At 62.8% G+C, this 23,903-nt stretch carries 22 protein-coding genes and 1 tRNA gene; 9 read left to right on the top strand and 14 right to left on the bottom strand.

What is annotated here, in order from left to right; translation table 11 throughout:
- Positions 1-49 precede the first annotated feature (49 nt).
- Complete coding sequence (locus XM1_RS14640) at positions 50-352, bottom strand: hypothetical protein (protein WP_068434725.1); 303 nt, start codon at positions 350-352, stop codon at positions 50-52.
- A 232-nt stretch (positions 353-584) separates the two neighbouring features.
- Complete coding sequence (locus XM1_RS14645) at positions 585-1,250, bottom strand: DUF932 domain-containing protein (RefSeq protein ID WP_068434727.1); 666 nt, start codon at positions 1,248-1,250, stop codon at positions 585-587.
- A 21-nt stretch (positions 1,251-1,271) separates the two neighbouring features.
- On the opposite strand from XM1_RS14645, the gene XM1_RS14650 reads away from it, so the two are divergent.
- From XM1_RS14650 to XM1_RS14690, 8 genes are all read left to right on the top strand, one after another.
- Positions 1,272-1,586 carry a hypothetical protein gene (locus tag XM1_RS14650; RefSeq protein WP_068434728.1) on the top strand — a complete coding sequence of 105 codons (315 nt, stop codon included), beginning with the start codon at positions 1,272-1,274 and terminating at the stop codon, positions 1,584-1,586.
- 11 nt (positions 1,587-1,597) lie between these two features.
- Positions 1,598-2,206 (top strand): hypothetical protein, encoded by a 609-nt coding sequence (locus XM1_RS14655; RefSeq protein WP_068434730.1) that lies wholly within the window; start codon positions 1,598-1,600, stop codon positions 2,204-2,206.
- 1,080 nt (positions 2,207-3,286) lie between these two features.
- The gene (locus tag XM1_RS14665; protein ID WP_156428745.1) at positions 3,287-6,646 is read left to right on the top strand and encodes a hypothetical protein; all 3,360 of its coding nucleotides are present in this window, start codon (positions 3,287-3,289) and stop codon (positions 6,644-6,646) included.
- Between the two features lie 55 nt (positions 6,647-6,701).
- A complete protein-coding gene (locus XM1_RS14670; protein WP_068434736.1) occupies positions 6,702-7,982 on the top strand; it encodes a hypothetical protein in 1,281 nt (426 codons plus the stop codon).
- Complete coding sequence (locus tag XM1_RS14675; protein WP_068434738.1) at positions 7,982-9,385, top strand: SPRY domain-containing protein; 1,404 nt, start codon at positions 7,982-7,984, stop codon at positions 9,383-9,385. The genes XM1_RS14670 and XM1_RS14675 overlap by 1 nt, the downstream gene beginning before the upstream one ends.
- Positions 9,385-9,882 (top strand): hypothetical protein, encoded by a 498-nt coding sequence (locus XM1_RS14680; RefSeq protein WP_068434740.1) that lies wholly within the window; start codon positions 9,385-9,387, stop codon positions 9,880-9,882. Before XM1_RS14675 ends, XM1_RS14680 begins: the two co-directional genes overlap by 1 nt.
- A gap of 13 nt (positions 9,883-9,895) precedes the next feature.
- Entirely contained in the window at positions 9,896-10,159 is a 264-nt protein-coding gene (locus XM1_RS14685; RefSeq protein WP_068434742.1) for a DUF2829 domain-containing protein, read from the top strand.
- Positions 10,159-10,515: a hypothetical protein gene (locus XM1_RS14690; RefSeq protein WP_068434745.1), complete on the top strand. Its 357-nt coding sequence runs from the start codon at positions 10,159-10,161 to the stop codon at positions 10,513-10,515. The genes XM1_RS14685 and XM1_RS14690 overlap by 1 nt, the downstream gene beginning before the upstream one ends.
- Positions 10,516-10,867: 352 nt before the next feature.
- Here the strand turns inward: XM1_RS14690 and XM1_RS14695 are convergent, their stop codons facing one another.
- The 10 genes from XM1_RS14695 to XM1_RS14740 form a co-directional block, all read right to left on the bottom strand.
- Positions 10,868-11,638, bottom strand: coding sequence for an MBL fold metallo-hydrolase (locus XM1_RS14695; protein WP_068434747.1), 771 nt, complete (start codon positions 11,636-11,638; stop codon positions 10,868-10,870).
- Positions 11,635-12,414, bottom strand: a complete 780-nt coding sequence (locus XM1_RS14700; protein WP_068434748.1) for a TatD family hydrolase — start codon at positions 12,412-12,414, stop codon at positions 11,635-11,637. The genes XM1_RS14695 and XM1_RS14700 overlap by 4 nt, the downstream gene beginning before the upstream one ends.
- A 1-nt stretch (position 12,415) precedes the next feature.
- Positions 12,416-13,966: a methionine--tRNA ligase gene (gene metG / locus XM1_RS14705; protein WP_068434749.1), complete on the bottom strand. Its 1,551-nt coding sequence runs from the start codon at positions 13,964-13,966 to the stop codon at positions 12,416-12,418.
- A gap of 32 nt (positions 13,967-13,998) precedes the next feature.
- Positions 13,999-15,090: a DNA polymerase III subunit delta' gene (locus XM1_RS14710; protein ID WP_068434750.1), complete on the bottom strand. Its 1,092-nt coding sequence runs from the start codon at positions 15,088-15,090 to the stop codon at positions 13,999-14,001.
- Positions 15,087-15,725: a dTMP kinase gene (gene tmk, locus XM1_RS14715; protein WP_068434752.1), complete on the bottom strand. Its 639-nt coding sequence runs from the start codon at positions 15,723-15,725 to the stop codon at positions 15,087-15,089. The genes XM1_RS14710 and tmk overlap by 4 nt, the downstream gene beginning before the upstream one ends.
- 5 nt (positions 15,726-15,730) lie before the next feature.
- Positions 15,731-16,900, bottom strand: a complete 1,170-nt coding sequence (locus XM1_RS14720) for a D-alanyl-D-alanine carboxypeptidase family protein (RefSeq protein ID WP_068434754.1) — start codon at positions 16,898-16,900, stop codon at positions 15,731-15,733.
- A 19-nt stretch (positions 16,901-16,919) separates the two neighbouring features.
- Positions 16,920-17,891, bottom strand: a complete 972-nt coding sequence (locus XM1_RS14725; protein WP_068434756.1) for a septal ring lytic transglycosylase RlpA family protein — start codon at positions 17,889-17,891, stop codon at positions 16,920-16,922.
- 40 nt (positions 17,892-17,931) lie between these two features.
- Positions 17,932-18,933: a lytic transglycosylase domain-containing protein gene (locus tag XM1_RS14730; protein WP_068434757.1), complete on the bottom strand. Its 1,002-nt coding sequence runs from the start codon at positions 18,931-18,933 to the stop codon at positions 17,932-17,934.
- 88 nt (positions 18,934-19,021) lie between these two features.
- Positions 19,022-19,822, bottom strand: coding sequence for a YdcF family protein (locus XM1_RS14735; protein WP_068437872.1), 801 nt, complete (start codon positions 19,820-19,822; stop codon positions 19,022-19,024).
- Between the two features lie 88 nt (positions 19,823-19,910).
- Complete coding sequence (locus tag XM1_RS14740) at positions 19,911-21,125, bottom strand: ABC transporter substrate-binding protein (protein WP_068434759.1); 1,215 nt, start codon at positions 21,123-21,125, stop codon at positions 19,911-19,913.
- 163 nt (positions 21,126-21,288) lie between these two features.
- Between XM1_RS14740 and XM1_RS14745 the strand changes: the two genes are divergently transcribed.
- A tRNA-Ser gene (locus tag XM1_RS14745) sits at positions 21,289-21,378 on the top strand.
- Positions 21,379-21,525: 147 nt separating this feature from the next.
- On the opposite strand, the gene XM1_RS14750 is transcribed toward XM1_RS14745, so the two are convergent.
- Together XM1_RS14750 and XM1_RS14755 are read right to left on the bottom strand one after the other, a co-directional pair.
- Positions 21,526-22,332, bottom strand: coding sequence for an aldo/keto reductase (locus tag XM1_RS14750; RefSeq protein WP_231920525.1), 807 nt, complete (start codon positions 22,330-22,332; stop codon positions 21,526-21,528).
- A gap of 63 nt (positions 22,333-22,395) precedes the next feature.
- A complete protein-coding gene (locus XM1_RS14755; protein ID WP_082700539.1) occupies positions 22,396-23,886 on the bottom strand; it encodes a tetratricopeptide repeat protein in 1,491 nt (496 codons plus the stop codon).
- Positions 23,887-23,903: the final 17 nt, after the last annotated feature.

The raw sequence follows: 23,903 nt of genomic DNA on the forward strand, positions 1-23,903 counted from the left end.
TTTCGGTTAGCCTCACAGAAAAACCCAAGATACAGTGTCAATCAAAATGTCAGTCGTCTTTAACTCTACGCTTGCGTGTCGGCAGTGTCATCTGTGCCGAGCGAATGATAGACTTTACCCCCATTAGGGCGTGGTGATCCAGTAGTTTGCCGCGCAGGGGAGGGGCAGGCGGGTTCTGAATCTGATGCGTTAGGATGAAGTCTGCTTCCTGCAACGCCTGCATGATGGTTCTGATATGGTTTCTGGCCTCGACCAAGCTGGTCAGCGGTATCTCGATCCGTACCGGGCAGCCGATAACGTCTCTATGGGATTGTGATAGCGGCTTCTCCTCGATCTTGGCCTTCTTGCCCATGATCGCTTCCTCCAGATGTGCCGGTAACTGAACCACTGTGATCTCCAATCGAAGGGTGGGGGAGGCGCTGCAACACCTCCCCCGAGTTCGACTATTCCCGCCCTTACCCCAATAAACATTAAGGGGACAGGGTTTGCCCATGCCTGCCGCGCATACTCAACCTACGGGCCGCGTTCAGGTTAGGGAGGGCGAGCTTCGCTGGCGCGTCACCGCCAGTTCAGAAGTCCCCGCCCTAAGCTGCGATGGGAAGCTGTTCCAAATGCTTCCACTCATTGGACTTCAGCATGGAGGCGATCTTAGCCTCGCGCTGGCTGCGGACACGATGCGGCTGGCTGGTCTTGCGCATGGTGTCTTCGACGTGTGTGGCCCATTCCGTAGCGGCGTTGTAGGCCGCCCACTTGTTGGCACCTACCTCATCGGCGTTGTAGCTCCAGAGGTTCATCAGGTGCGTCAGGGTGCGGTCGGAATAGGGCGGCATGTCCTGGCCGGTACGCGGCAGATAGGCCAGAGTGTTGCGGAACATCTTCTCGACCTGGCTGCTCGTGACCCTGGTGTAGGTCATCTGCATCAGTTCATCGCGCATGGTGTCGAACATGGTGATGCCCGAGACGATCTTCTCGACGCTGGCCGTGACCGACAGATTGATTGTGTGCTTGCGGCGATGGCTGGCGATGGAGTCCAGCACCCAAACACCGTTCAGGCAACGCAGGCGCTTGCCGCCGAACGAGGTTTCGAAGCTCCAGGCACCGTTGTAGCTGTTACGGAACCGCAGCACCTGAGCCACGGTATCGCCCACGCGAGCGCTGGTGTTGTAGTAGGCAGGCTGATTGGGGCTGTAGCCTGGGGTAGTGCCGACATCAAACTGACGGTCGGTCAGCATGATCTCCAGTTCCATCATCGCGCCGTTCTCGTAGACGACATGGCCGGTATCATTGCTTCCAACATGAACCTTACCGGCACGTTTACCGCGACCGGCAATGGCAGTTCGGCCCAGGTTCAGCCGGGTCACTACAATGTCTCCATCTGGGGCACCTTTGTTGGGACCGTGGTTCTGGAGCGCAGCTTCGACAGCGGCACCACTTGGATTCAGCGCAGCTACGACTACTCGGGCACGGCCATCAGCTTCACCGCTCCGGCCAGCGTCGAGGTTCATGAGCATGAACTTGGCGTGCTGGTTCGCGTTCGTTGCTCGGCCTACACCAGCGGCACGATCAATTACCGCATCTCTGAATAAGGGAGGGGGCCATGTCCTCCAATCCCGGTCCTCTGGCGATTGACATCTGCAATCAGGCTTCGATTCTGGTTGGCTGCAATCCCATCACGTCCTTCACCGAAGGTACGACTGAGGCGCTTGTTGCTGCCGCGATCTACGACACGACCGTAGAGGCGGCTTTGGCGTCTTATCCCTGGCGGTTTGCCACCACCCAGGTCGCTCTGATGAAGCTGTCTGCGGCTCCTGTTGACGTGAGCTACAGCTACGCCTACCAGCAGCCCAGCGATCTTGTCCTGCCGGTGCGCTGCACCTGGGGCGGCAACCTCGTCACCTATGACCGGGTTGGTCAGACCATTGTCTGCAACTCCGATAATTCTGGCGGCACCGATGTTGTGCTAACCTATATCCGCCGCGTGTCTGAAGACCAGTGGCTGCCTCACTTCAAGCAGGGCGTTCTGTTCGATCTCGCCAGCTTGTTTGCCGAGGCTGTTGCTGGCAGGCAGGATTTGTCGCAGTCGATTATGGCCCGCGCTCAGAAGGCTTATGCGGTGGCTCGCAGCCAGGAAAGCCAGAGCCAGGCCAATACCGACATCCCGACCAGCATGATTATCCAGAACCGCTTTGGATCGAGTTCGCTGTAATGGCACGCACCCGGCAGGTTCAGACGAGCTTCAGCTTCGGTGAGATCGACCCGCTGATGGTCGCTCGTACCGATGTGAAGAGCTATCAAGGTGGCTGCGAGACGGCAACATCACCATGACGCCGAGCGCCCTGTCCGGCTCGATCACGCTCACCCTGTCGTCGTCGTATTGGGTCGCTGGCGATGTTGGCAAGACTGTCCGCTTCAAGGGCGTGCAGTGCCTTATCACGGGCTACACCAGCGGCACCGTCGTTACCGCGACTGCCCAGTATGCCTTGCCCGATCTATCCACTTCCGCGAATTGGGATGAGCCTGCGTTCTCGTCCGCTCGCGGCTACCCCCAGGCTGTCTGCTTCCATGAGCAGCGGCTTTGGCTTGGCGGGTCTACCAGCATCCCGAATGGCCTGTGGGGTAGTAAATCTGGCGACTTCTACAACATGGACACCGGCACCGCTCTCGACTCCGAGGCGATTGCGCTGTCCTTGTTCTCCAATGAGTTAGTCACCATCAGCCACTTGGTGAGCTTCCGTCATCTCCAGATTTATACGGATCGTGGCGAGTTCTTCATTCCCGTGCCGTTGGATAGCTCTCCGACCACGCCGAAGAACGTGAACATCAAGAAGCAGACGCCGTATGGTGCCAGCAGCATTCACCCTGCTGTGCTGGATGGCGCGACGATCTTCATCCAGCGCACTGGCCGTGTTTGCCGTGAGTTCCTGTATGACTACTTCCAGCAGAACTACGACAGCCATGCCGTTAGCCTGATGTCCACGCATCTTCTAACCGCACCTGTAGATTTGGATGTGCTGTATGGCACGACAGACAGGCCGGAGCAGTATGCCTTCATCGTCCAGCAGGATGGCTCCGTGGCGGTTTATCACTCTGTCAGGTCAGAGAAGCTTGCGGGATGGGTTCCGTGGGATACGCCGAACGGCTTGATCCAGTCTGTTGCGGTTGTTGCGGATACGGTCTACTTCAGGGCCACATCTCCGAGGCTGAATATGCTGCGGTGTCCGAGCGCCTCCAGCATTTACCGCCTGAGATTACCGAAGGGTCTATCCTCCGAATTTTCGATAAGGATATGGACTCGGCGGCTGGATCGCAGGGGCGTTACAGCATCGCCAATGACTGGATCAATGTCTCTATTGAGAATGCTCGCCTTGGAAGCGATGGAAGCCCTGATGGATTTGCCAAGGCGTTTACGCATGAGGTCTTTCACAGGGCCCTGAACTTCACGCTTGATGTGGAGCGGTCCAAGTGGCTTTCGATTTGGAGGGCTGACCCTACGGGGATCGGTCGCTCAGCTATGGATATGGCTTCCGAGATGGTCGCTAATCCCGCCATCTCAGCCGTGAAGATGTTCGACGATCTCAGTTACCGCTTGAGCCCGAATGAGGCGTTTGCCAATTCAGGGATGCGCTTTCTTGATGATGTCGTTACCGGGCGATACCAGCCTGGGTCCGCGAAGACTGGTGTCTACGGTTATCTCGACGATATGTTCAGGAGGGCAAAGCAGGTTATTGGCCTTGCCCCAAAAGAGAGCCAGCGCGCGGTTGCCAACAGGTTCATGGATCAATTCATGCAGCGCATTCGCCAAGATGGCGCTATGCTGCCGAATGCTGACATGAGAGAGGCAATCTACGGTGCTTTTGAAGCGCATGGCCGCGAGATGGCGATCAATCTGCTGCTGGATGCAAGTGGCGCTCTACAGGGCTTGTCTGCCGAAGCCTACATTCAGGCCACCAGACAGCTTGGAGCGGAACCCGAAATGCGGGTTTCATCCATCGTTCAATCCGCCGACAACTTCCTCGACTCAGATAAGCTTATTAGAAAAGAGACTTCAATCGCTCCGACTGGCATCGGGCTTGAAAAGTGGAACTGGTCGCCCTGGCATTGGGCTATGGGATCGGTGTCTGAGAATGTTCGGAATATCGCGGAACGGCTTGTAGCTACTCCCGGCCTGAAGCTCACGAAGAACATGAGCTTGGATGCGCATGGCAATGTTCAGGCTCCGCAGCCCATGGTTCGTTCGGTTGAAACTTCCATCAACGTGAATTGGAGGCCGAAGCTTTCCAATGGCCTCCAGGCTTTGCGCGAGTCATGGCTTGAGCAGCGTGGCGCTGGGCTTGCCAACCCGAACTTTGAATCGCTGAAGCTTGGGGCTAAGGACCTCGCCGCTAAGGTCACTGGCTCACCTAAGCCAGGGCTGAGCTTTGATGAGTTCAAGGGGGAGGTGGCCCGCGCCATGTTCTCCTTCGATCAACATGCCGATCCGCATGTCCAGGCTGCCGCCGCCAAGCTTCGCCCAATCTTCGATGAGATTGGCGAGACTGCTGCCAAGGAAGGCGTCTTCTCATGGCAACAGCGCCGCTTGCTGCGCGAGCTTAACGCCGATCTCGACAAGGAGCTTGGCCTCAAGAGGACTGAATCATTCGGCCTTACTGAAGACCGTACCGTTACGCTGACTGACCACACCATGACGCCTCATGCCCAGAAGCTCACTGAGCAGATCGCGGCGCTTAAGGCCGAGATTGAGCATATCGACGGAGGCGGGTGGCGCGAAGACGCTAAGGTCAAGGGTGAGTCTTGGTTCCCCAAGTTGCTTGACCGTCAGACCATCATGCGCAACGCCGAGGATTACAAGGGTATCGTCCGTTCATACTTCAAGAGCATCGGGATTGTTGGCGATGAGCTTGAGGCTGCCGTCAAATCTCATTTCGATAAGGTAACGAAGCGCACTGGGTATGTGGATTTCTTCGACGATCCGGTTAACTCCCCTCGCTCGGCCAAGGCTCGCGAGTGGGAAATCCCTGCCAGCATGGTGATGAACTACATCGATACCGATGTGGAACGCATTCTCCACCGCTATGTGTCTCAGATGGGCGCGGCCATTGAGGTGTCTCGTGCGTTCGAGGGGCACCTCGATCTGAAGCCGATGCTGGATAAGGTCAAGCTCGACTACGACGCGGCGCTTCGTGAGGCTGGCGGCGAGGTGTCTGCGCTTGAGCGCCTGAACAAAGAGTATGTTCAGGACAAGGAAGCCATCCTTGCCATGCGCGATATGATCTTTGGAACGCATAATATCCCGGCTGATCCCGACGCATTCCACACCAGGGCATTCCGGTCCATGAAGGTGCTGAATGCCGCATCCATGCTTGGCGGCGTTGTTCTGTCGTCGCTGTCTGACGTTGCGCGCCCCGTTATGACGGAGGGCCTGACTAAGACCATGCGCTATGGCATCGACGCTTTCATGATGGATAAGGCGCTCTACAAGCTTTCAGCTAACGAGCTTCATGCTGCTGGCATTGCCAACGAGCTTTGGACACACACCCGCGCTGCAAGCTTCTCCAACTGGAATGAAATCTGGTACGGCGGCACCAAGCTTGAGCGGGGCATCGAGAAGATCGGCAACGTCTTTTCCATGGCGTCCGGCCTGTCTCAGTGGACTGACATTGCCAAGACAGTCGCGGGCACCGTTATCGGGAACCGCATCCTCGATGACTGCCTGCTTCTTGCTGAAGGCAAGCTGTCTGCTAAGGCTACTGAAGACCTGGCTCGTGGTGGCATTGGCGTCAAGCAGGCTAAGGCCATTGCGAAGATGACCGAGGAACACGCCGACGTTCTGACCAATAAGGGCTGGTTCTCTGATGGGTCGCATGTGTCGATCTGGTCCGCTGTTGAGCATATGAGAGAGAAGGGCGGCAGCCTTCTGGCTAATACTGACAAGTGGACCGATGCCGAGGCTCGCATGGCCTTCAGGTCCGCCCTGTATGAAGACACGAATCGCGCTGTTGTGACGCCTCATATTGCGGATCGCCCGCTCTGGGTGTCCACTGAACTCGGCGGCATTCTCGGGCAGTTCAAGGCATTTGGCATGTCGTCTACTCAGCGCATTATGATGGCTGGCCTTCAAGATCGTGACGCTAAGTTCTGGGGTGGTATGGCTGCGATGACTGCCGCTGGCATGTTTGCCAACGCTATCAAGGATGCCATTCAGCGCAACGAGAACTGGTTTGATCGTCCTTGGCAGGACAAGCTTGTTGACGGCATGGACCGTTCTGGTCTGCTTGGGTCTTTTGGAGACATCAACAACCTCGTTGAGCGCCTTAGTGAGAACCAAGTGAGCCTCAATGCTCTGCTTGGCGATGACAGCCGCAAGCATACGAGTTCCGTATCAAAGTGGGGTGCCCTCGGCCCTGCCCCCCAGCAGATTGCCAGGGCGTTTGCGATGGTTGGCGATCTTGGTCGAGGCGAGTTTGGCGAAGCTGGCTCCAACTTCCGCCGCCTCGCTCCACTGGCTGGCCTGTGGTATTTCCAGCCTGGTATTCATGCCTTGAATGGGATGGCGACGATGGTCGATGGCCCATCACATGGGATGTACAATCCGGCGTCCTACGGCATGGGTCTGGATGCCCAACCAACATTCAATCAAGTGCATTGATGGTGTAAGCACCTAACAACCATGCTCCCCCTAGAATCCACTAGGGGGACGCCCCATGTCCACACCCGTCACGAATATCCCGACGACCATCTCTTATTCGGTCGGGTCTTCTCCCAGCACTGGACCTTTCGCGGTCCCGTTTGCTTTCTTCTCGACTTCTGACCTTATCGTCTATGTCGGGTCTTATACTCCGAAGACCATTGGCACTGATTATACTGTGTCCGGCACTCTGACCGGCGGTGGCTATCCCGATGGCGGGTCTGTCACTCTGACTGCTGGCGTGTCGAACACTTGGGTCGTTATCACCCGCAGCGTTCCGATCCAGCGCGTTACCCAGCTTCCGGTGTCTGGCAAGTTCAACATCGACCAACTGAACCAAGACCTGAATGTGTCGTATGCCATTGCCCAGCAGAACAAGACTGCTGCGGACAATGCGATCCATATTCCTGTCGATGACTATTCTGCGGCTCCGACGACCGTTCTGCCTAATGTCGCGGGGCGAGCGGGGAAGGGGCTTAAGTTCGACTCGTCTGGCAATGTGACTGTGACTGCCGTTGACCCTGACGATGCGATTAATACCGCCGCAGCCTCTGCCGCCGCCGCGTCCGCATCGGCTTCTGCCGCGTCTGCGTCTGCTTCAGCGGCCAGCACATCGGCTTCCAATGCCGCTACGTCAGCTACGAATGCCACGACCAATGGCGCGGCCCAAGTCACCCTAGCTGCTGCCCAGGTTGCTCTCGCGACCACTCAGGCGACCAATGCTGCAAACAGCGCGTCCGCTGCCGCCGCATCCGCCGCTGCCCTGCCGAACGCATCTGCCATCGGTTCTGGCAAAGTCCCTCAGTCGAACGGCACGACTTGGACTGGCGTTACTGCGCTGGTTTCCGCCGACATCGGCTCCACGGTCCAGGGCTACGATGCAACCACCCTCAAGTCAGCTGCTATCGGCTCCACGGTCCAGGGCTACGACGCCACGACCATGAAGACCGGCGCGGTCCAGACGATGACCAAGGCCCTTCGCGGCACCCCGGTATCGCTGACCAGTTCCTCGGCCTCCATCGCCACGGATGCCTCCGCCTCCAATTACTTCACCCACACATTCACCGAGAACACCACCCTGGCTAACCCGTCCAATCTGGCGGCTGGTCAGGAAGGCGTGATCGTGTTCACCCAGCACGCCAGCAGCCCCAAGACCTTGGCCTATGGCTCGTACTGGAAGTTCTCCGGTGGCACGGTGCCGTCCGTCACGGCGACCAATAGCGCGGTGGATGTGCTGGTCTACTACGTGGAGAGCGCGACCCGCATTACCGCCAAGCTCCTGACGGACGTTAAGTGATGCTGGGCGCGGCACTCCTCCTCGCCGGTGACGACAGCTACAGCATCACCAACAGCGCCCGGTTCAACGGCACCAGCGACTATCTCAGCAAGACCCTGACCACCAGCGCGACCACCTCCGGGTCAATCTGGGTCAAGCGGTCCAAGCTGGGCGCAACGTCGCCGATCTTCGACAACAAGGTGTACTTCACGAGCGGAGACGCGCTGTACGCCTTCGGCCTGACCAGCACGGCTCTCTACCGCGACCCGTCTGCGTGGATGCACATCTTCTGGAATGGCACGGGCGTCTACGTCAACGGCACGCTGGTCACTGGCACCGGAAGCTACACCGCTGCGTCCGTCACCAATCCCCGCCTAGGGTATGACGGGACCAATTACTTCTCGGGTCATCTGTCGGACTTCGCGTTCTGGAACGGCTCCTCGGCCAGCCTCCAGGGCGGCGCGGCTGATGCGAATGGAGTGTGGGTGCCCCGTCGTCCGTCTGCCGGTTATTCGTTCCTGGCCTTCGGCTCGTCCGGCGCTCTCGGCACTGATACCTCGGGCAATGGGAACTCGTTTACTGTCAACGGGTCGCCGGTACAGACCACCGATACGCCGACGAACAACTACTGCACCTTCAACCCTCTTTCCAGTGGGTCAGTCACTCTCTCAAAGGGTAATACGGCTGCTGACGTAAGCACGTACACACAATTAGCACGCGGGACCATCGGTGTTTCCGTGGGCAAGTGGTATTGGGAGTACAAGGGGGACGGCTCTACGACATACCTATGCTGTGGCGTTATTGACGCATCTCGTTTGCAGGACACAGACCCTACGGCGGCTCCGAACGGGTACTCATACTACGGGCACACCGGAGTCGTGTACAATAACGGGTCGTCGTCTGCTTATGGTGCGACTTACGACAATACACACACAATCGGGTGTGCTCTTGACCTAGACGCATCTCCGCCGACACTAACATTTTACAAGAACAATGTCAGCCAGGGCGCAAAAACAATAAACTCAGGAGTTACGTATTTCCCCATGTTCAACGAGCAAGGGACATACGCTGGGGCTACGTTTAACTTCGGCGCGACTGCCTTCGCCTACACCCCGCCTAGCGGCTTCCTGGCCCTCTGCACCGCCAACATGACCAGCGCGGCTGTAACCACCAGCGGAACCTTCACCGGCAACGCTTCGGCTGACGGCCCCTTTGTCTGGACGAACGGGAACCCAGCAACGCTGACCATTAACGGAAACGCTGTGACGTTCGGCACACATGCTGACAAGACGGCTGGCGGCTTCAAGCTGCGCTCGTCCTCGGCCAGCTACAACACGAGCGGCTCAAACACTTGGACGGCTACGGCTGGCAAGCGGTTCGTCTATTCCGCCACCTCCATCAACAATGCACAGGGGAACCCGTAATGGCTCTCTACTACATTCCCGGCGCGAGCTTCCCTGATGGCACTCCCGCTGATTACATCGACTCGTCCGAGGGCTTTGTCCTCAACGAAATCCAGTATCCCCGATACTACCTTGACCGCTCAGAGCTTGATGGAACGACCCGCTGCACTTTCGAGGTGTGCCCGTTCGATGGAACCGAATACCTCATCACGGAACATCGCAATGGCCCTGTGATTGGCTGGGTTGGCACCCCGCGCAGCCCGGATGAAGTGTTGGTGCTCAAACGTGCTAATGCGAGGGCAGCCGCCCTGGCCGAGATCGACCGGCTGGAGCGCTCCATCACCGACCGCATGTGGCGTGAGGATGCTGTTGGCTCCACTGCGCTGATGGAAATCAAGAAGCAGGACGAGAACGGCGATTGGGTGGTGGACACCGACGACCCCCGCACTGGCAAGACGGCCACGCAGTACATCGCCTACGTCAACTCGGCCATCGCCAATATCCGTGCGGGGCTGTAGCAAGGAGGTTCCCATGTTTTCGTTTTCTGACGCCCTGAACCACCTCAAATCCGGCAAGAAGGTCGCCCGATCCGGCTGGAACGGAAAGGGTATGTTCGTGTTTCTTGTTCCCGGTAGCACCTTCAAGGTCAACCGCGCCCCGTTGCTCGGCATCTATCCAGAAGGGACCGAAATCAACTATTGCCCCCATATCGACATGAAGACCGCCGACGACAAGATTGTGCCCTGGCTGGCCTCGCAGACCGATGTGCTGGCCGACGACTGGACCCTGGTGTGATGGCTACTGCTCTCGTCATCCTCTGGGCAGTTCTCGGCGGTCTCTGGAGGCGCATGTTCGGCGGCTGGACCGGCCTGCCCCGGTCCATCTGCTACGCGCTCATGGCCCCGCTGACACTGCCGATATGGCTTGCTCTTCCGTGGGGGGTATATTGGCCCTATAGCGTCATTGCGGGAATTGGCAGCACCGCCCTCTGCCTGCTGTTCTTCGTGGTCAGCCTGTATCCCGGCGGCAAGTTCACCGACGACCGAGACGTTCTGCTGAAATACGGCCCCTTCGGTATCGGCTATGTCCTGGCCCACCGCTTCTGGCGTGACGAGTGGAACAGGGGAAGCCGCCTTTGCTGGCGACCTTGATTAAGCCCATCTCCTTGAGGCGGCGTAGGCGTCTGTTGATGGCGCTGTCGTTGGTCAGGCCGGTTCCAGCCATCAATTCGGCGTTAGACGGGCATATGCTGTTGTTGGCCGCGCACTCAAGCAGGATCTCGTAGATCGCGGTGTCTTCGACAGGAAGCTTTTTCGGTGCTGCGCTCAATTGCCTTGACTCCCGGTATTGGCGTGTCGTGTCTATAGATAGACATGAAGCTGGTGGGGAGGGCTTCACAGAGGCTAACAGCTACATCTGCTAAGCCATTGAATCTAGCGCACGGTAATAATGTTGCGTAGGCTCATGTCGCATAATGTATATTATGACGACGAATGGGCTAGGTCAGGAAACCTCGATCACCAGCCCGTCATGGGCCGGAATCACGTGGGCCGGAACGGCGCGGCGCACCGCCTCGTAATCGAGACGCGACCCCATATGGGTGATGAAGGCGCGCTTCGGTCCAACGCGTTCGATCCACTCGACGGCCTTGGCGATATGGGCATGGGTCGGATGATCGTAATCCACCAGACAGCCGATGACCCAGCTCTCGACGCCTTTCAGCGCGGCAAACGAGGCTTCAGGCAGGCTGACCACGTCGGTGCTGTAGGCAAACGAGCCGAAACGCAGCCCCAGCGTGCGGCAATAACCGTGATCCTGGTCGAAGGGAATCACCTCGATCCCGCCGATGGTGAATGGCCCGTTGACCGCATGGGCTTCCAGCAGCGGCCGGTAGATGCAATCGTCCATCTTTTCCAACGGCGCGAAGGCATACGAAAAACGCTCCTGCGCCGTTCGCAGCGTGGCGACGTCGCCCCAGACCGGCAGCCATTTGCGGGTGACGCGGTTGATCTCGCGCAGATCGTCGATGCCGTGCAGATGGTCGGCGTGGTCATGGGTATAGATCAGCGCGTCGACGCTGCGCACGTTTGCGGCCAGCAGCTGTTGGCGCAAATCGGGCGAGGTGTCCACCAGAATACGGGTTTCTCCCTCCTCCACCAGGATGGAGGACCGCAGGCGGCGGTTGCGCGGATTGGCCGGATCGCAGGCCCCCCATCCCCCGGAGATGGTCGGCACGCCGGCGGCGCCGCCACAGCCCAGGATGGTGACCTTCATGGCCGCGCCACCTTGGTGAACAAGCGGTGGAAATTGTCGGTGGTGGCTGCCTCGATCTCGGCCATGGTCACGCCCTTGACCTCGGCCAGCTTGGCGGCGGTGTGGGCCACGTAGGCCGGTTCGTTGCGCTTGCCGCGATAGGGGATCGGCGCCAGATAGGGGGCGTCGGTCTCCACCAGCAAACGGTCCAGCGGCACGTCCGCCAGGGTGTCGCGCAAGATGTCGGCGGTCTTGAAGGTCATGATCCCCGACGCCGAGATGAAAAGGCCCAATTTGACAGCCTTTTCAGCGAAGTCGGGGCCGGAGCTGAAGCAATGGACCAGTCCGGTGAAGGGCCCCTTCTCCATCTCCTCGGCCAGGATCGCCCCGGTATCGTCGTCGGCGTCGCGGGTATGGACGATCACCGGCAAACCTGTGCGCCGCGCAGCCTCGATATGGATGCGGAACGAGTCCCGCTGCCGTTCACGCGGGCTTTTGTCGTAGTAGTAATCCAGGCCGGTCTCGCCCAGCGCCACCACCTTGGGATGCTGGGCCAGGCGCAGCAAGGTGTCGAGGTCGGCATAGGGCGCCACGCCCGCCTCGTGCGGGTGGATGCCGACGCTGGCCCAGACGTTGTCGAAGCGCTCGGCCACCCGGACCACCTGCTCGTACCGGGTGATGTGGGTGCCGATAGTCAGCAGCACCCCTACCCCGGCGGCGCTCGCGCGGCCGACCACGCCGTCGAGATCGTCGGCGAAGTCGGGGAAATCCAGATGGCAATGGCTGTCGACCAGCATGTCAGGCAGAAGCCTCTTCCACATGGCGCGGGAACACGCCCTGGGGCGCCGGCAGGGCGATCCCTTCCTTGAGGGCATGGCCGGGGCCGAAGAAGGCGAAGCTGCGCTCATCCTCGGACACGGCGAGCTGGTCGAGGATGCGCCCCGACGCCGCCGGCATGAACGGCTGGGTCAACAGGGCCACCGAGCGGATGGTCTCGGCCAACACCCACAGCACCGTGCCCATGCGGGCGGGATCGGTCTTCTTCAGCGCCCAGGGCGCCTGCTTGTCCACATAGCCATTGCCGGCGCGGATGACAACCCAGATGGCCTCGATGGCCTCGTGGTACATCTGGCGGTCGATGGCGTCCCGGACCTTGTCCAGCATGGCGTAAGCCGCGCCCAGCATGGCCTTGTCGTCGTCGGTGTCGGGAGTGTGGGCGGGCGTGACGCCGGCGCAATTCTTGCCGATCATGGACAGCGAGCGCTGGACCAGATTGCCGTAATCGTTGGCCAGCTCGCTGTTCATGCGTCCCATCATGGCGCGCTTGGAGAAATCGCCGTCATTGCCGAACGGCACCTCGCGCAGCAGGAAGTAGCGCACCTGGTCCAGGCCGTAGGTCGCGATCAGTTCCAAGGGATCGATGACGTTGCCCAGGGACTTGGAGATCTTCTGCCCCTCGTTGGTCCACCAGCCGTGGGCGAAGACGCGCCGGGGCGGAGCCAGGTCGGCGGCCATCAGGAAGGCCGGCCAGTAGACGGCGTGGAAGCGGACGATGTCCTTGCCCACCATGTGGATGACGCTGGGCCAATACTTGGCGAAATCGCCCGAGGTGTCGGGGTAGCCCAGCGCGGTGATGTAGTTGGTGAGAGCGTCCAGCCAGACATACATGATGTGGGAATCGTCGCCCGGCACCGGGACGCCCCACTTGAAGCTGGTGCGCGACACCGAAAGGTCCTGCAGCCCGCCCTTCACGAAGCTCATCACCTCGTTGCGCCGCGACTGGGGCGCCACGCAATCGGGGTTGTCCTCGTACCACTTGAGCAGGCGGTCCTGGAAGGCCGACAGGCGGAAGAAGTAGCTGGGCTCCTTCACCCATTCCACCGGCGCGCCGGTGGGCGCCAGCTTGGCCCCGCCCTCGCCCTTGACCAGTTCGTCCTCGGCGTAGAAGGCCTCGTCGCGCACCGAGTACCAGCCCTCGTAGGCGCCGAGATAGATGTCGCCCTTGGTCACCAGCTTGTCCCACAGGGCCTGGCAGGCGGCCTTGTGGCGTTCCTCGGTGGTGCGGATGAAATCGTCGTTGGTGCAGCCCAGAATCTTGGCCAGCTCGCGGAAATTGGCGGAATTCTGGTCGGCCAGGGCTTGGGGACTCATGCCGAAGGTCTCGGCCGACTTTTCCACCTTCTGGCCGTGTTCGTCGGTGCCGGTCAGGAACTTGACGTCGAAGCCGTCGAGGCGCTTGAAGCGCGCCAGCACGTCGCAGGCCAGCGTGGTGTAGGCGTGGCCGATATGGGGCTTGTCGTTGACGTAGTAGATCGGCGTGGTGACGTAGAAGGTCCCGGCCCCGGTCATGGGAGTGCTCCGCTAAATCAATGTGTTGCCAGCTATCGCGAACCCTGGCGGGCGAGGCGCTCGACCGCCATGAAGGCGCCGAGAACGGCCTGCTTGCGGTCGAGATGGACCGCTTCGGTGCGGGCGAACAGGGTGGTGATCTTTTCCCACACCTCCAGCCAATGTTCAAGGCTGGCCGCCGCCAGCAGGCGCTCCATCAGGGCGCCCTCGCCCGCCACCACCTCGGCCATGCCGGCGCCCCGGCGGCCGCCGGCGCGGATCAGGCGGGCCAGCCACCAGCCCAGCAATTCGGTGACGGTGCGGAACGACCCGTCGTTCTCGGGTCGCGCCACCTTGTCGCCAAAGGCGTGGAGCGCCGGCACGTCCAGGCGCGGCAGGCCGTGCAGCAGTTCCAGCAACTCACGGTAAAGGTCGAGGCCGCCTTCGTCGGCCAGAGCCAGGGCCTTGCCGATGCTGCCCTCGCCCAGCTTGGCCAGGGCGGCCACCTCGGTGGGGCCCAGTTCGGGCCGCTGGCGGGTCAGCAGGTCGGCCACCACCTCCTCGCCGAGCGGCTGGAGCATCAGGCGGCGGCAACGCGACCGGATGGTGGGCAGCAAGCGGCCGGGAGAGTGGGACACCAGCAACATCAAGGCGTTGCGCGGCGGCTCTTCCAGAACCTTGAGCACCGCGTTGGCGGCGTTACGGTTCATTTCGTCGGCGGAATCGATGATCACCACCCGCCAACCGCCCTCCGCCGGAGTCAGCGACATGAAGTGGCCGATGCCGCGCACGTCCTCGACCACGATCTCGGACCTGAGCTTGCTCTTCTTGTCGTCGGCCCAGCCGCGCTCCACAGATTCGAGGTCGGCGTGGCCCTGCGACGCGATGCGGCGGAACACCGGATGGTCGGGACGAATCTCCAGGTCGCCGGGCGCGTCGCCGAACAGCCCGCCGCCCTCGCCGCCGCCGGCCAGCACGAAGCGGGCGAAGCGATAGGCCAGCGTCGCCTTGCCGATGCCCTTGGGGCCGCACAGCAGCCAGGCATGGGCCAGCCGTCCCGAGTTCCAGGCGTCCAGCAGCGCCGTCTCGGCCGCCCCGTGGCCGAACAGATCGGAGGTTTCCCTGGGATGGGGAGAGTCGGTCATGGCACCGGCAGCCGCGCCCGCACCGTCGCCATGATGTCGCCGTGGACCTCGTCGGGTGAGTGGGTGGCGTCGATGACGGCGCAGCGCATGGGATTGGAAGCGGCGATGCCTAGGAATCCCTGGCGCAGGCGCTGGTGAAAGCCTAGGCCCATGCGCTCGTAGCGGTCCTCGGCCCCGCCCCGCGCGCCGGCCCGCTCCAGCCCCTTTTCCACCGGCAGATCAAGGACCAGGGTAAGGTCGGGGGCGAAATGGCCCACGGCGACGCGGTACAGGCTGGCGATGATCTCGGGATCGAGGCCGTGGCCGAAGCCCTGATAGGCCAGCGTCGAATCGGCGAAGCGGTCCGAGATGACCCAGGCGCCGCGCTCGAGCGCCGGCCACACCGTCTTGACCAGATGATCGCGCCGCGCCGCGAAATGGAGCAGCGCCTCGGTCACCCCGTCCCAGCGATTGGTGTCGCCTTCCACCAGCAGGGCGCGGATGGCCTCGGCGCCCGCCGAGCCGCCGGGTTCGCGGGTGGTGACCACCATCAGGCCCTCGTCGCGCAAGGATTCGGCCAGCAGCCGCACCTGGGTGGACTTGCCCGCCCCCTCTCCTCCTTCGAGGGTGATGAAGCGCCCGCGGGCGGTCTCCATGGCGCTTATCCCTTCTTGCCCCAGACGATGCGCTTGAAGGCGGTGGACATGCGGCCGGCAAAGCCCAGCTTTTCCACGTCGGCCCCGGCCACCATGGGCACCTCGACCGGAACCATGCCCGGGGCGGTGACCACCACCTTGCCCACTTCCTGCCCGGCCTTGATGGGGGCGGCGATGGGGCCGTTATAGACCGTGGTGACCTTCATCTCGGCGCGGTTGCGCCGCTGCATGGTGACCTCGACGCCGGACTTGATCAGCAGCGGCACGGTCTCCGCCTGGCCCAGCCAGACCTCGGCGTCGGGGATCACCTCCTCGCCGGCCTTGAACAGGGCGTAGGTCTCCCATTCGCGGAAGGCCCATTCGGTCAGGCGGCGCGATTCCTCGGCCCGCTCCTTCATGGAGGCCATGCCGTTCAGCACCATGATGATGCGGCGGTTGCCCCGCTTGATGGAAGCGGTCAGGCCGTAGCCGGCGGCCTCGGTATGGCCGGTCTTCAGGCCGTCGGCGCCGGGCGTGTTGTAGAGCAGCGGGTTGCGGTTGCCCTGCTTGATGCCGTTGAAGACGAATTCCATCTGGCTGAACAGCGGATAGTATTCGGGAAAGTCGCCGATCAGGTGGCGGGCCAGCACCGACAGGTCGCGGGCCGTCATCAGGTGGCCGGGCTCGGGCCAGCCGCTGGCGTTCTTGAAGGTGCTCTTGGTCAGGCCGATCTGCCGGGACTTGCGGGTTTCCTCCTCGGCGAAGGCTTCCTCCGAGCCGGAATAGGCCTCGGCCAGCACCGAACAGGCGTCGTTGCCCGACTGGATCACCACGCCCTTCAGCAATTCCTCGACACTGGCCGTGGAATTGACGGGCAGGAACATCAGCGAGCCTTCCGACTTGTAGTGCCGCTTCCAGGCGGTTTCGCTGACCGGCAGGCGGTCCGAGGGCTTCCACGCCCCGCTCTTCAGCTTGTCGAAGACCATGTAGACGGTCATCAGCTTGCTCATGGAGCTGGGCACCATCAGCTCGTCGGCGTTCTTCTCCATCAGCACCTGGCCGCTGGCGTAATCGACGACGATGGCCTGCTTGGCGGCGGTCTCGATGGCCTGGGACTGGGCCGGAAGCGACGAGGCGGCCGCCAGGGGAAGGGCGGCGACGGCCGCGGCCAGCGAACGGCGGAAGAAATCGAGCATCACATCGGCCTTTTCAATGTTAATCGACGATCACGCGGGCGTCCTGCGCCCCCGCGGCAACCACGGAATCGAGGATGCGGTCGGCCTCCTCGACATTGGCCACCGGCCCCAGCCGGACCCGGAACAGGGTCTTGCCCTGGAGATGGACCTGCTGCAGCTGGGCCTTGCCCACCTTGGACAGGCGCGCCACCATGCGGTTGGCGTTGTCGTGGCGGCTGTAGGAGCCGGCCTGGACATAGATGGAGGTGGGGCGCACCGGCACCGATTTCACCTCCTGGGCGGCGACTTCGCGTTCCACCGCCTCAGGCGTCATGCCGCGCTGCTGGGGCTGGGCCGACGAGGCGACCACCACCTGGCCGTTGTCGCCGTTCCTGACGCCGGGAGGCGGCGGCAGGGATTCGGCCTGCACCGAGCCGCGCGGCGCGGCGCTGGCCACCTTGGGCTCGTTGCCGGTGGAATCGGGCTTCAGCTTGCCGGCCAGGACCCGGCTTTCCTCGGACAGGATCTGGACGCGGACCTTGGCGGTGCCCTTGCCTTCCATCCCCAGAAGCTGGGCCGAGCGCCGGGACAGGTCCAGAATGCGGCCGTTGACGAAGGGGCCGCGGTCGTTGATGCGGACGATGATCGAGCGGCCGTTCTCCAGGTTGGTGACCCGGGCGATGGACGGCATCTGCAGCGTCTTGTGGGCGGCGGTGACGGCGTTCTGGTCGAAGGTCTCGCCGTTGGCGGTCAGCTTGGCGTGGAAATCGGGGCCATACCAGGACGCGATACCGGTCTCGTCATAGGCGAAGTCTTCCTGGGGATAGTACCAGACGCCCGCCACCTGATAGGGCTTGCCCACCTTGTAGTTGGTGGCGGCCGAGGCCGAGGGCGGCGGCGGATTGTCCCCGCCCACCGACTTGGCCATGTGGCCGAACAGATTCATCTCGGCGCAGCCGGAAAGTACGGTTCCGGACAGGAGCAGCGCCGCCAAGCGCGTCTTTCGCGACATCTAGTCCCCTCCCCGTGGGTCCGGCCAAAGATGTGGTAGTCTACTTGCCGCCGATGCGGTCCGCAAGATGCCCTGCCGCCAGGGCGAAGAAGGTGGAGCGGTTCCACTTCATGATGGTGCGGAAATTGTCGTAGACCAGGAAGGCCGGTCCCTTGGTCCCTTCCGCCAGCACGATGGAGGCCGTGATGTCGCGGGCGGGCAGCGCCTTGCCGTCGCTCCCCTTGACCCCCAGCGCCGCCCAGTCCTTGACGCTCTTGCGGGTGTCGGCGCCCAGCAGGTTGCGGGGGAAGTCGGCGGGCAGCTTCACCGCCCGGCCCCAGGTCTGGTCGCCCTTCCAGCCTTCCTGCGACAGGTAGTTGGCGGCCGAGGCCAGGGCGTCCGACCGGTTGGTCCAGATGTTGCGCTTGCCGTCGCCGTCCCAGTCCACTGCGAATTTCAGGAAGGTGGACGGCATGAACTGGCACTGGCCCATGGCGCCGGCCCACGACCCGATCATGTTGGCGGGCTGGATGTGCCCCTGGTCGAGGATGGTGAGCGCGTTCATCAGCTCGGTGCGGAAATACTTGGACCGCCGCCCGTCATAGGCCAGGGTCGCCAGCGACGAGACCACCGACATGCCGCCGGTGTTCTTGCCGAAATTGGTCTCGATGCCCCACAGGGCGACCACGAAGCGCGGCTGCACGCCGTAGCGGCGCTCGATCTCGGTGAGCAGCGCCTTGTTTTCGGCCAGCTTCCTGCGCCCCTCCTCCACCCGGGCCGGCGTGACGATGCGGCCCAGATACTCGTTGAAGGACAGCGTGAATTCCGGCTGCTTGCGGTCCAGCTCGATCACCCGGTCGATATGGGTGACGTTGGCGAGCGCCAGGTCCAGGGTCTGGGGCTTGATGCCCTTTTCCAGGGCTTCGGCCCGTACGCCGGTCAGAAATCCGGAGAAACCGCTATCGGCCACCGCCACCTGGGTCTCGCTCTGGGCGGCCGGCTCCTCCGCCGAGGCGGCGCAGCCGCCCAACGCCAGGGACGCCACGGCCAATCCAGCCGCCATCCAAGATTTCGTCGTCCAAGCCATGCGACCAACCCCAAATCTGGTAAGCATCAGGTGTTGTGCCACACTTTGACCGTGGTCTGCAATCTCAAGGCTTGGGCAGCAACGCGTCGGTCCAGCCCATCAGGCGGTACATCACCAGCCCCAGCCCCTCGTGAATCAGCGGTCCCAGGCCGGTGATGCCGGAATAGGGGCTGAATCTCAGCTCCGCCCACCAGGGCTGGGAAAGGCCGCTGGTATGGTAATCGACGGGAAAGGGCACCACTGGCCAGCCCACGGCGCGGAAGCAGCCCACGGCACGCGGCATGTGTCCGGCCGAAGTGATCAGCAGCCAGGTCTGGCCCGGCTTGGGGTCCATGGCCTGCTTGGACAAGGTGGCGTTCTCGCGGGTGTTGCGCGATTCCCGCTCGAACACGATCCGGCCGGTGTCGATGCCGATGTCGCGGTAGAAGATCTCGGCGTAATCGGCCTCGCGGTGCGTCTGGTCGAACGCGCTGCCCGAGCCGCCGGAGAATATCACCCTGGCTTCGGGATAGCGCCGCGCCAGGGGAATCAGTTCGGTCATGCGGGTGACCGCGCTTCCGGTGGAAACCTGTCCCCGCGCCGCGCTCAAGGCGGGATTGATGGCGCCGCCCAGCACGATGATGCCGTCCACCTTGTCCGGCAGGGGATCGGGCGCTCTGAACCGGTCCTCCATCCAGGTCATGACCCACTGCTCGGCCGGCACCACGGACAGGGTCAGAATGGACAGCAGCGTGACGCCAAGCACCGTGCGGCCCAGACGCAACCAACGCCGCGACAGGCTCAGCAACCATCCGGCCAGCAGCAGCAGCAGGAAGATCGTGGGCGGATCGGTGACGAAACCGAGGAGCTTGGACAGCAGGAACATGGGACCTTGATGACACGCCGCGCCCAGGCTGTCACGGCCCATATGGCGGGAGGAGACGGCGAGACGCCCCCTCCTCCCGGCCTATGGCCTATTTCTTGACCGCCGGGCAGGCCGAGGCGGACAGGGGCTTGAACGCCTCGGCGGCCGGGATGGTCGCCTGGACGGAATAGAAGTCCCAGTCCCCCTTGGACTCGGCGGGGGTCTTGACCTTGACCAGCAGCATGTCGTGGATCACCCGGCCGTCGGGACGGATGGCGGCGTTGCGCATCACCGCGTCGGAGATGGGCATTTCACGCATCTTGGCGGCCACCGCCTTGGCCTCGGTGGTCTTGGCCGCCGCCACGGCGCGCAGGTAGTGCAGCACGCTGGAATAGGTGCCGGCCTGGACCATGGTCGGCTTGCGGTCCTTGAACGCCTTCTGGAAGCGGGTGGCGAAGGCGCGGGCCTGGTCGTCCTGGTCCCAGTAGAAGCCTTCGGTGAAGGTCAGCCCCTGGGCGATCTCGAGGCCCAGGCTGCGGATGTCGGTCAGGAAGATCAGCAGCGGCACCACCTGCTGCCCGCCCTGGACGATACCGAACTCGCGCGCCGTCTTGATGGCGTTGATGGTGTCGGCGGCGCCGTTGGCCAGGGCGATCACCTGGGCCTTGGAGCTTTGCGCCGACAGCAGGAAGGACGACATGTCGGCGGTGTTGAGCGGATGGCGGACCGCCCCCGCCACCGTGCCGCCCAGCTGCTTGACCATGGCCATGGAATCGGCCTCGAGCGAATGGCCGAAGGCGTAGTCGACGGTCAGGAAATACCAGCTCTTGCCGCCCATCTTGGTGATGGCCTGGGCCGAGCCCGCCGCCAGGGCATAGGTGTCGAACATCCAGTGGAAGCCGTTGGGCGAGCAATCCTCGTTGGTCAGCTTGGTGGTGGCCGGGCCGGAATACATGGCGATGAAATTGTGCTCCACCGTCAGCTTCTGCACGCCCAGCGCCACCGCCGAATTGGTCAGGTCGGCGATGGCGTTGACCTTGTTGACCTCGGCCCATTCGCGGGCCTTCTGCACGCCGATGTCGGCCTTGTTCTGGTGGTCGATGGACAGAAGCTCGATCTTCATGCCCTTGCATTCCTTGGCCAGGCAATCGTCGATGGCCAATTGGGCCGCCGCCACCGAACCGGGGCCGCCCATGTCCGAATAGGGACCCGACATATCCGACAGAATGCCGACCTTGACCGTCTGCTCGGCCAGGGCCGGCAGGGCGGCCAGAGAAAGGGCCATGGCGCCGGCCAGGGCCGGAATCCTCGCGTTCCTGATCATGAGAGCGTTCCCCGTTTGTGAAGTCCGGCGGGGGCTTCGCCCCTCGTTGCCTTCATCAAAACACAGCCGGGGCCGGCAAAGAAACGAATATCTGTTCGTTTAAGGGGACTCGCCGCTGCCCCATTGCGCCACCGCCCCCGGTGCGCTAAATCTGCCCGGTCGCGGAAGGGTGGCAGAGTGGTCTATTGCAGCGGTCTTGAAAACCGCAGGCCTCGCAAGGGGTCCGGGGGTTCGAATCCCTCCCCTTCCGCCAGGAACGCCAAAGGCCCCGCCCGGGGCCTTCGGCGTTCATAGGGGAATGGCGAGCGGTGGACGCCCCCCCAGGGTTCGGTGAGGGCGCGCTCATACGAAGCGCGCGCCCGAACGACGCCGAAGGCGGCAATCCCTCCCCTTCCGCCACTTACCTCAGCAACGTCTCCAGCGCTCCGCATTCCTCGTCCGCCAGGGCGAAATCGGTGATCTGCAGGTCTTCCCGCATGTGTTCGGCCGAGCTTGTCCCGGTCAGCGGGATGATTCCCATCTGGCTGAGATAGCGGAAGAAGACCTGGGCGGCGGTGCGGTGGTGCTTGGACATCAATGCCTTGACCGTATCGTGGGCCAGGATGTCGGGATTGGCGGTCAGCGTCCAGAAGCTCTGGTAGAGGATGCCCTCGCGGCGGCAATATTCCCGCAGGATGCGGTCATGGCCGGTGGCGGCGTAGAAGCGGTTCTGGACGATGGCCGGCTTGATGCGGGCGGAATCGCAGAGGTGGCGCAGGACCTCGGGGTCATAGCAATTGCTGATCCCCAGCTGGCGAACCCCGCCGGCGTCGAACATGGCCTCCATGGCAGTCCAGACCTCGCGGAAATCGGCGGGATCAGCCAGGGGCGAGTGGAGGACGAGGCCGTCCAGGATGTCCGTTCCCAGGTTGGCCCGCGAGCGTTCGAAGGATTGCGCCACCTGCCGGGCGAGGCTGGCGGAGGGATCGTAGGGGACGCGCTGGGGATCCTGCCCGGCCAGGGGGGTGAACTTGGTCTGCAGATAGATTTCATCGCGGCGCAAGCCCTTGGCCAGGGCGGCGGCCAGTCCCTCGCCCACCCCCGGCTCGTGGTAGTGCTTGGGCTGGCAGGCGGTGTCGATACCGCGAAATCCCTGGGCCAGGGCCAATTCCACCAGACCGGCGGTCCGCTCCTTCTTCCAGGCGGTGCCGTAGAGGATCGGCGGCATTCCAACGCCTTGTCGAGAGGTTACGGCCCAGGTCATGGCACGCCTCCTATTTCCTATTCCACGCTAGATGGCGCGCAGCACGTAGGTGCGGCCCTCGATGTGGTGACCAAGCTCCTTTCGCAGCGGAAAGGCCCGCTCGGCGATTACCGCGAAGCCGAACCGGCCGGCAAGGTCCCGGATATAGGCGGCGGAATGGGCGAACCGACCGCTGCTGCGGCCCGTGACGCCCGAGCCGTCTTCTATCTCGACAGAAAAGGCGAAACAACCACCGGTGCGCAAGGCCTTTCGGGTCGCGGCGAAGACCTGTGACGATTCACCGATATAGATCAATACGTCGGCGGCGACGGCCAGGTCGTATTCGGCGTTTCGTCCGTTCAGGACATCGGTGATCTCGCCCTCGATGACCTCGTCGTAGAGGCCGCGCTTGCGGGTGGCCTCGACCATGCCGGGCGCCAGATCGATACCGTCGAGGCGGGAGGCGTTGGGTTTGAGGATCGTGCCGCACAATCCCGTGCCGCAGCCCAGATCGACGATGGCCTGGGGCCGGTCAAGCACGCCGGCCGCCTTCAGTTCCTCGGCCAAAACCCAGGGGGCCGAATACTCCAACTGGTCCACCAGAACCTGATCGAAGGTGGCGGCGCAGCCGTCGAACAGGTCGCGGGTGTACTTCAACTGCGCCGAGGCATCGGCCTCGCCGGTCAGGAGCGAGAGGAAGTGGCGGGCCTCGGCATCCTCGGGATCGAGCCGGCAAGCCTCCTTGAGGGCGGAGGCGGCTTCTTCGGTCCGTTCCAGGCGGAACAGGGCGCGGCCGAGGACCGAATGGGCCAAGGCCAGATCGGCCTTCAGGGCCAGGGCACGGCGGGCCGTGGCCTCCGCTTCGGCGTAGCGGCTGCCCATCTGGCTGAGATTGGCCAGCAAGGCCAGGGAATCCGCATCGGCGGGCCGAATCCCGGTGACGGCCTGCAGGGCGGCGTGGGCGACGGGCAAGAGGTTGCGGGCCATGGCCTCACGGCTGAGGTCCACCAGAACCTGAACATCCTTTGCCCCCACGGCATAGGCCAGGACGTGGGGCAGCGCCTCGGCGTCACGGCCCAGGAGGCGCAAGGCGTTGGCCAGACCGGCATTGGCGGCGGCATGGCTGGGGGCGAGCCGCAGGGCCGCGCCGAAGGCCTCGGCCGCCTCGGCGGGGCGTCCCAGGCGGGCCAGGGCCTGGCCCAATCCGGCGAAGGCTTCGGGATGGGGCTGCGGGCATTGGGCGGCGGCGCGATAGCCCGCGGCCGCGTCCTCGGGCCGCCCCAGTTCCATCAGGACGTTGGCCCGGTTGAGCTGAGCCTCGGGATAACCGGGGCGGAGCTGCACCGCCTTGTCGAGATGGGCCAGGGCCCGGGTCATCTGGCGGCGCTGGATGAAGAGATAGCCGGCCAGATACCAGGCGTCGGGATTGCGCGGCTCCTTCTCCACCAGCTTGCGGTAAAGGCGCTCGGCTGTCCCGAGGTTACCGGCCTCATGGTGGCGAACGGCGTCGAGGAAAAGGGGGGATGGCTGTGTAGACATGGGGCGAGAATAGCCGC

Source organism: Magnetospirillum sp. XM-1 (assembly GCF_001511835.1).
Classification (GTDB): Bacteria; Pseudomonadota; Alphaproteobacteria; order Rhodospirillales; family Magnetospirillaceae; genus Phaeospirillum.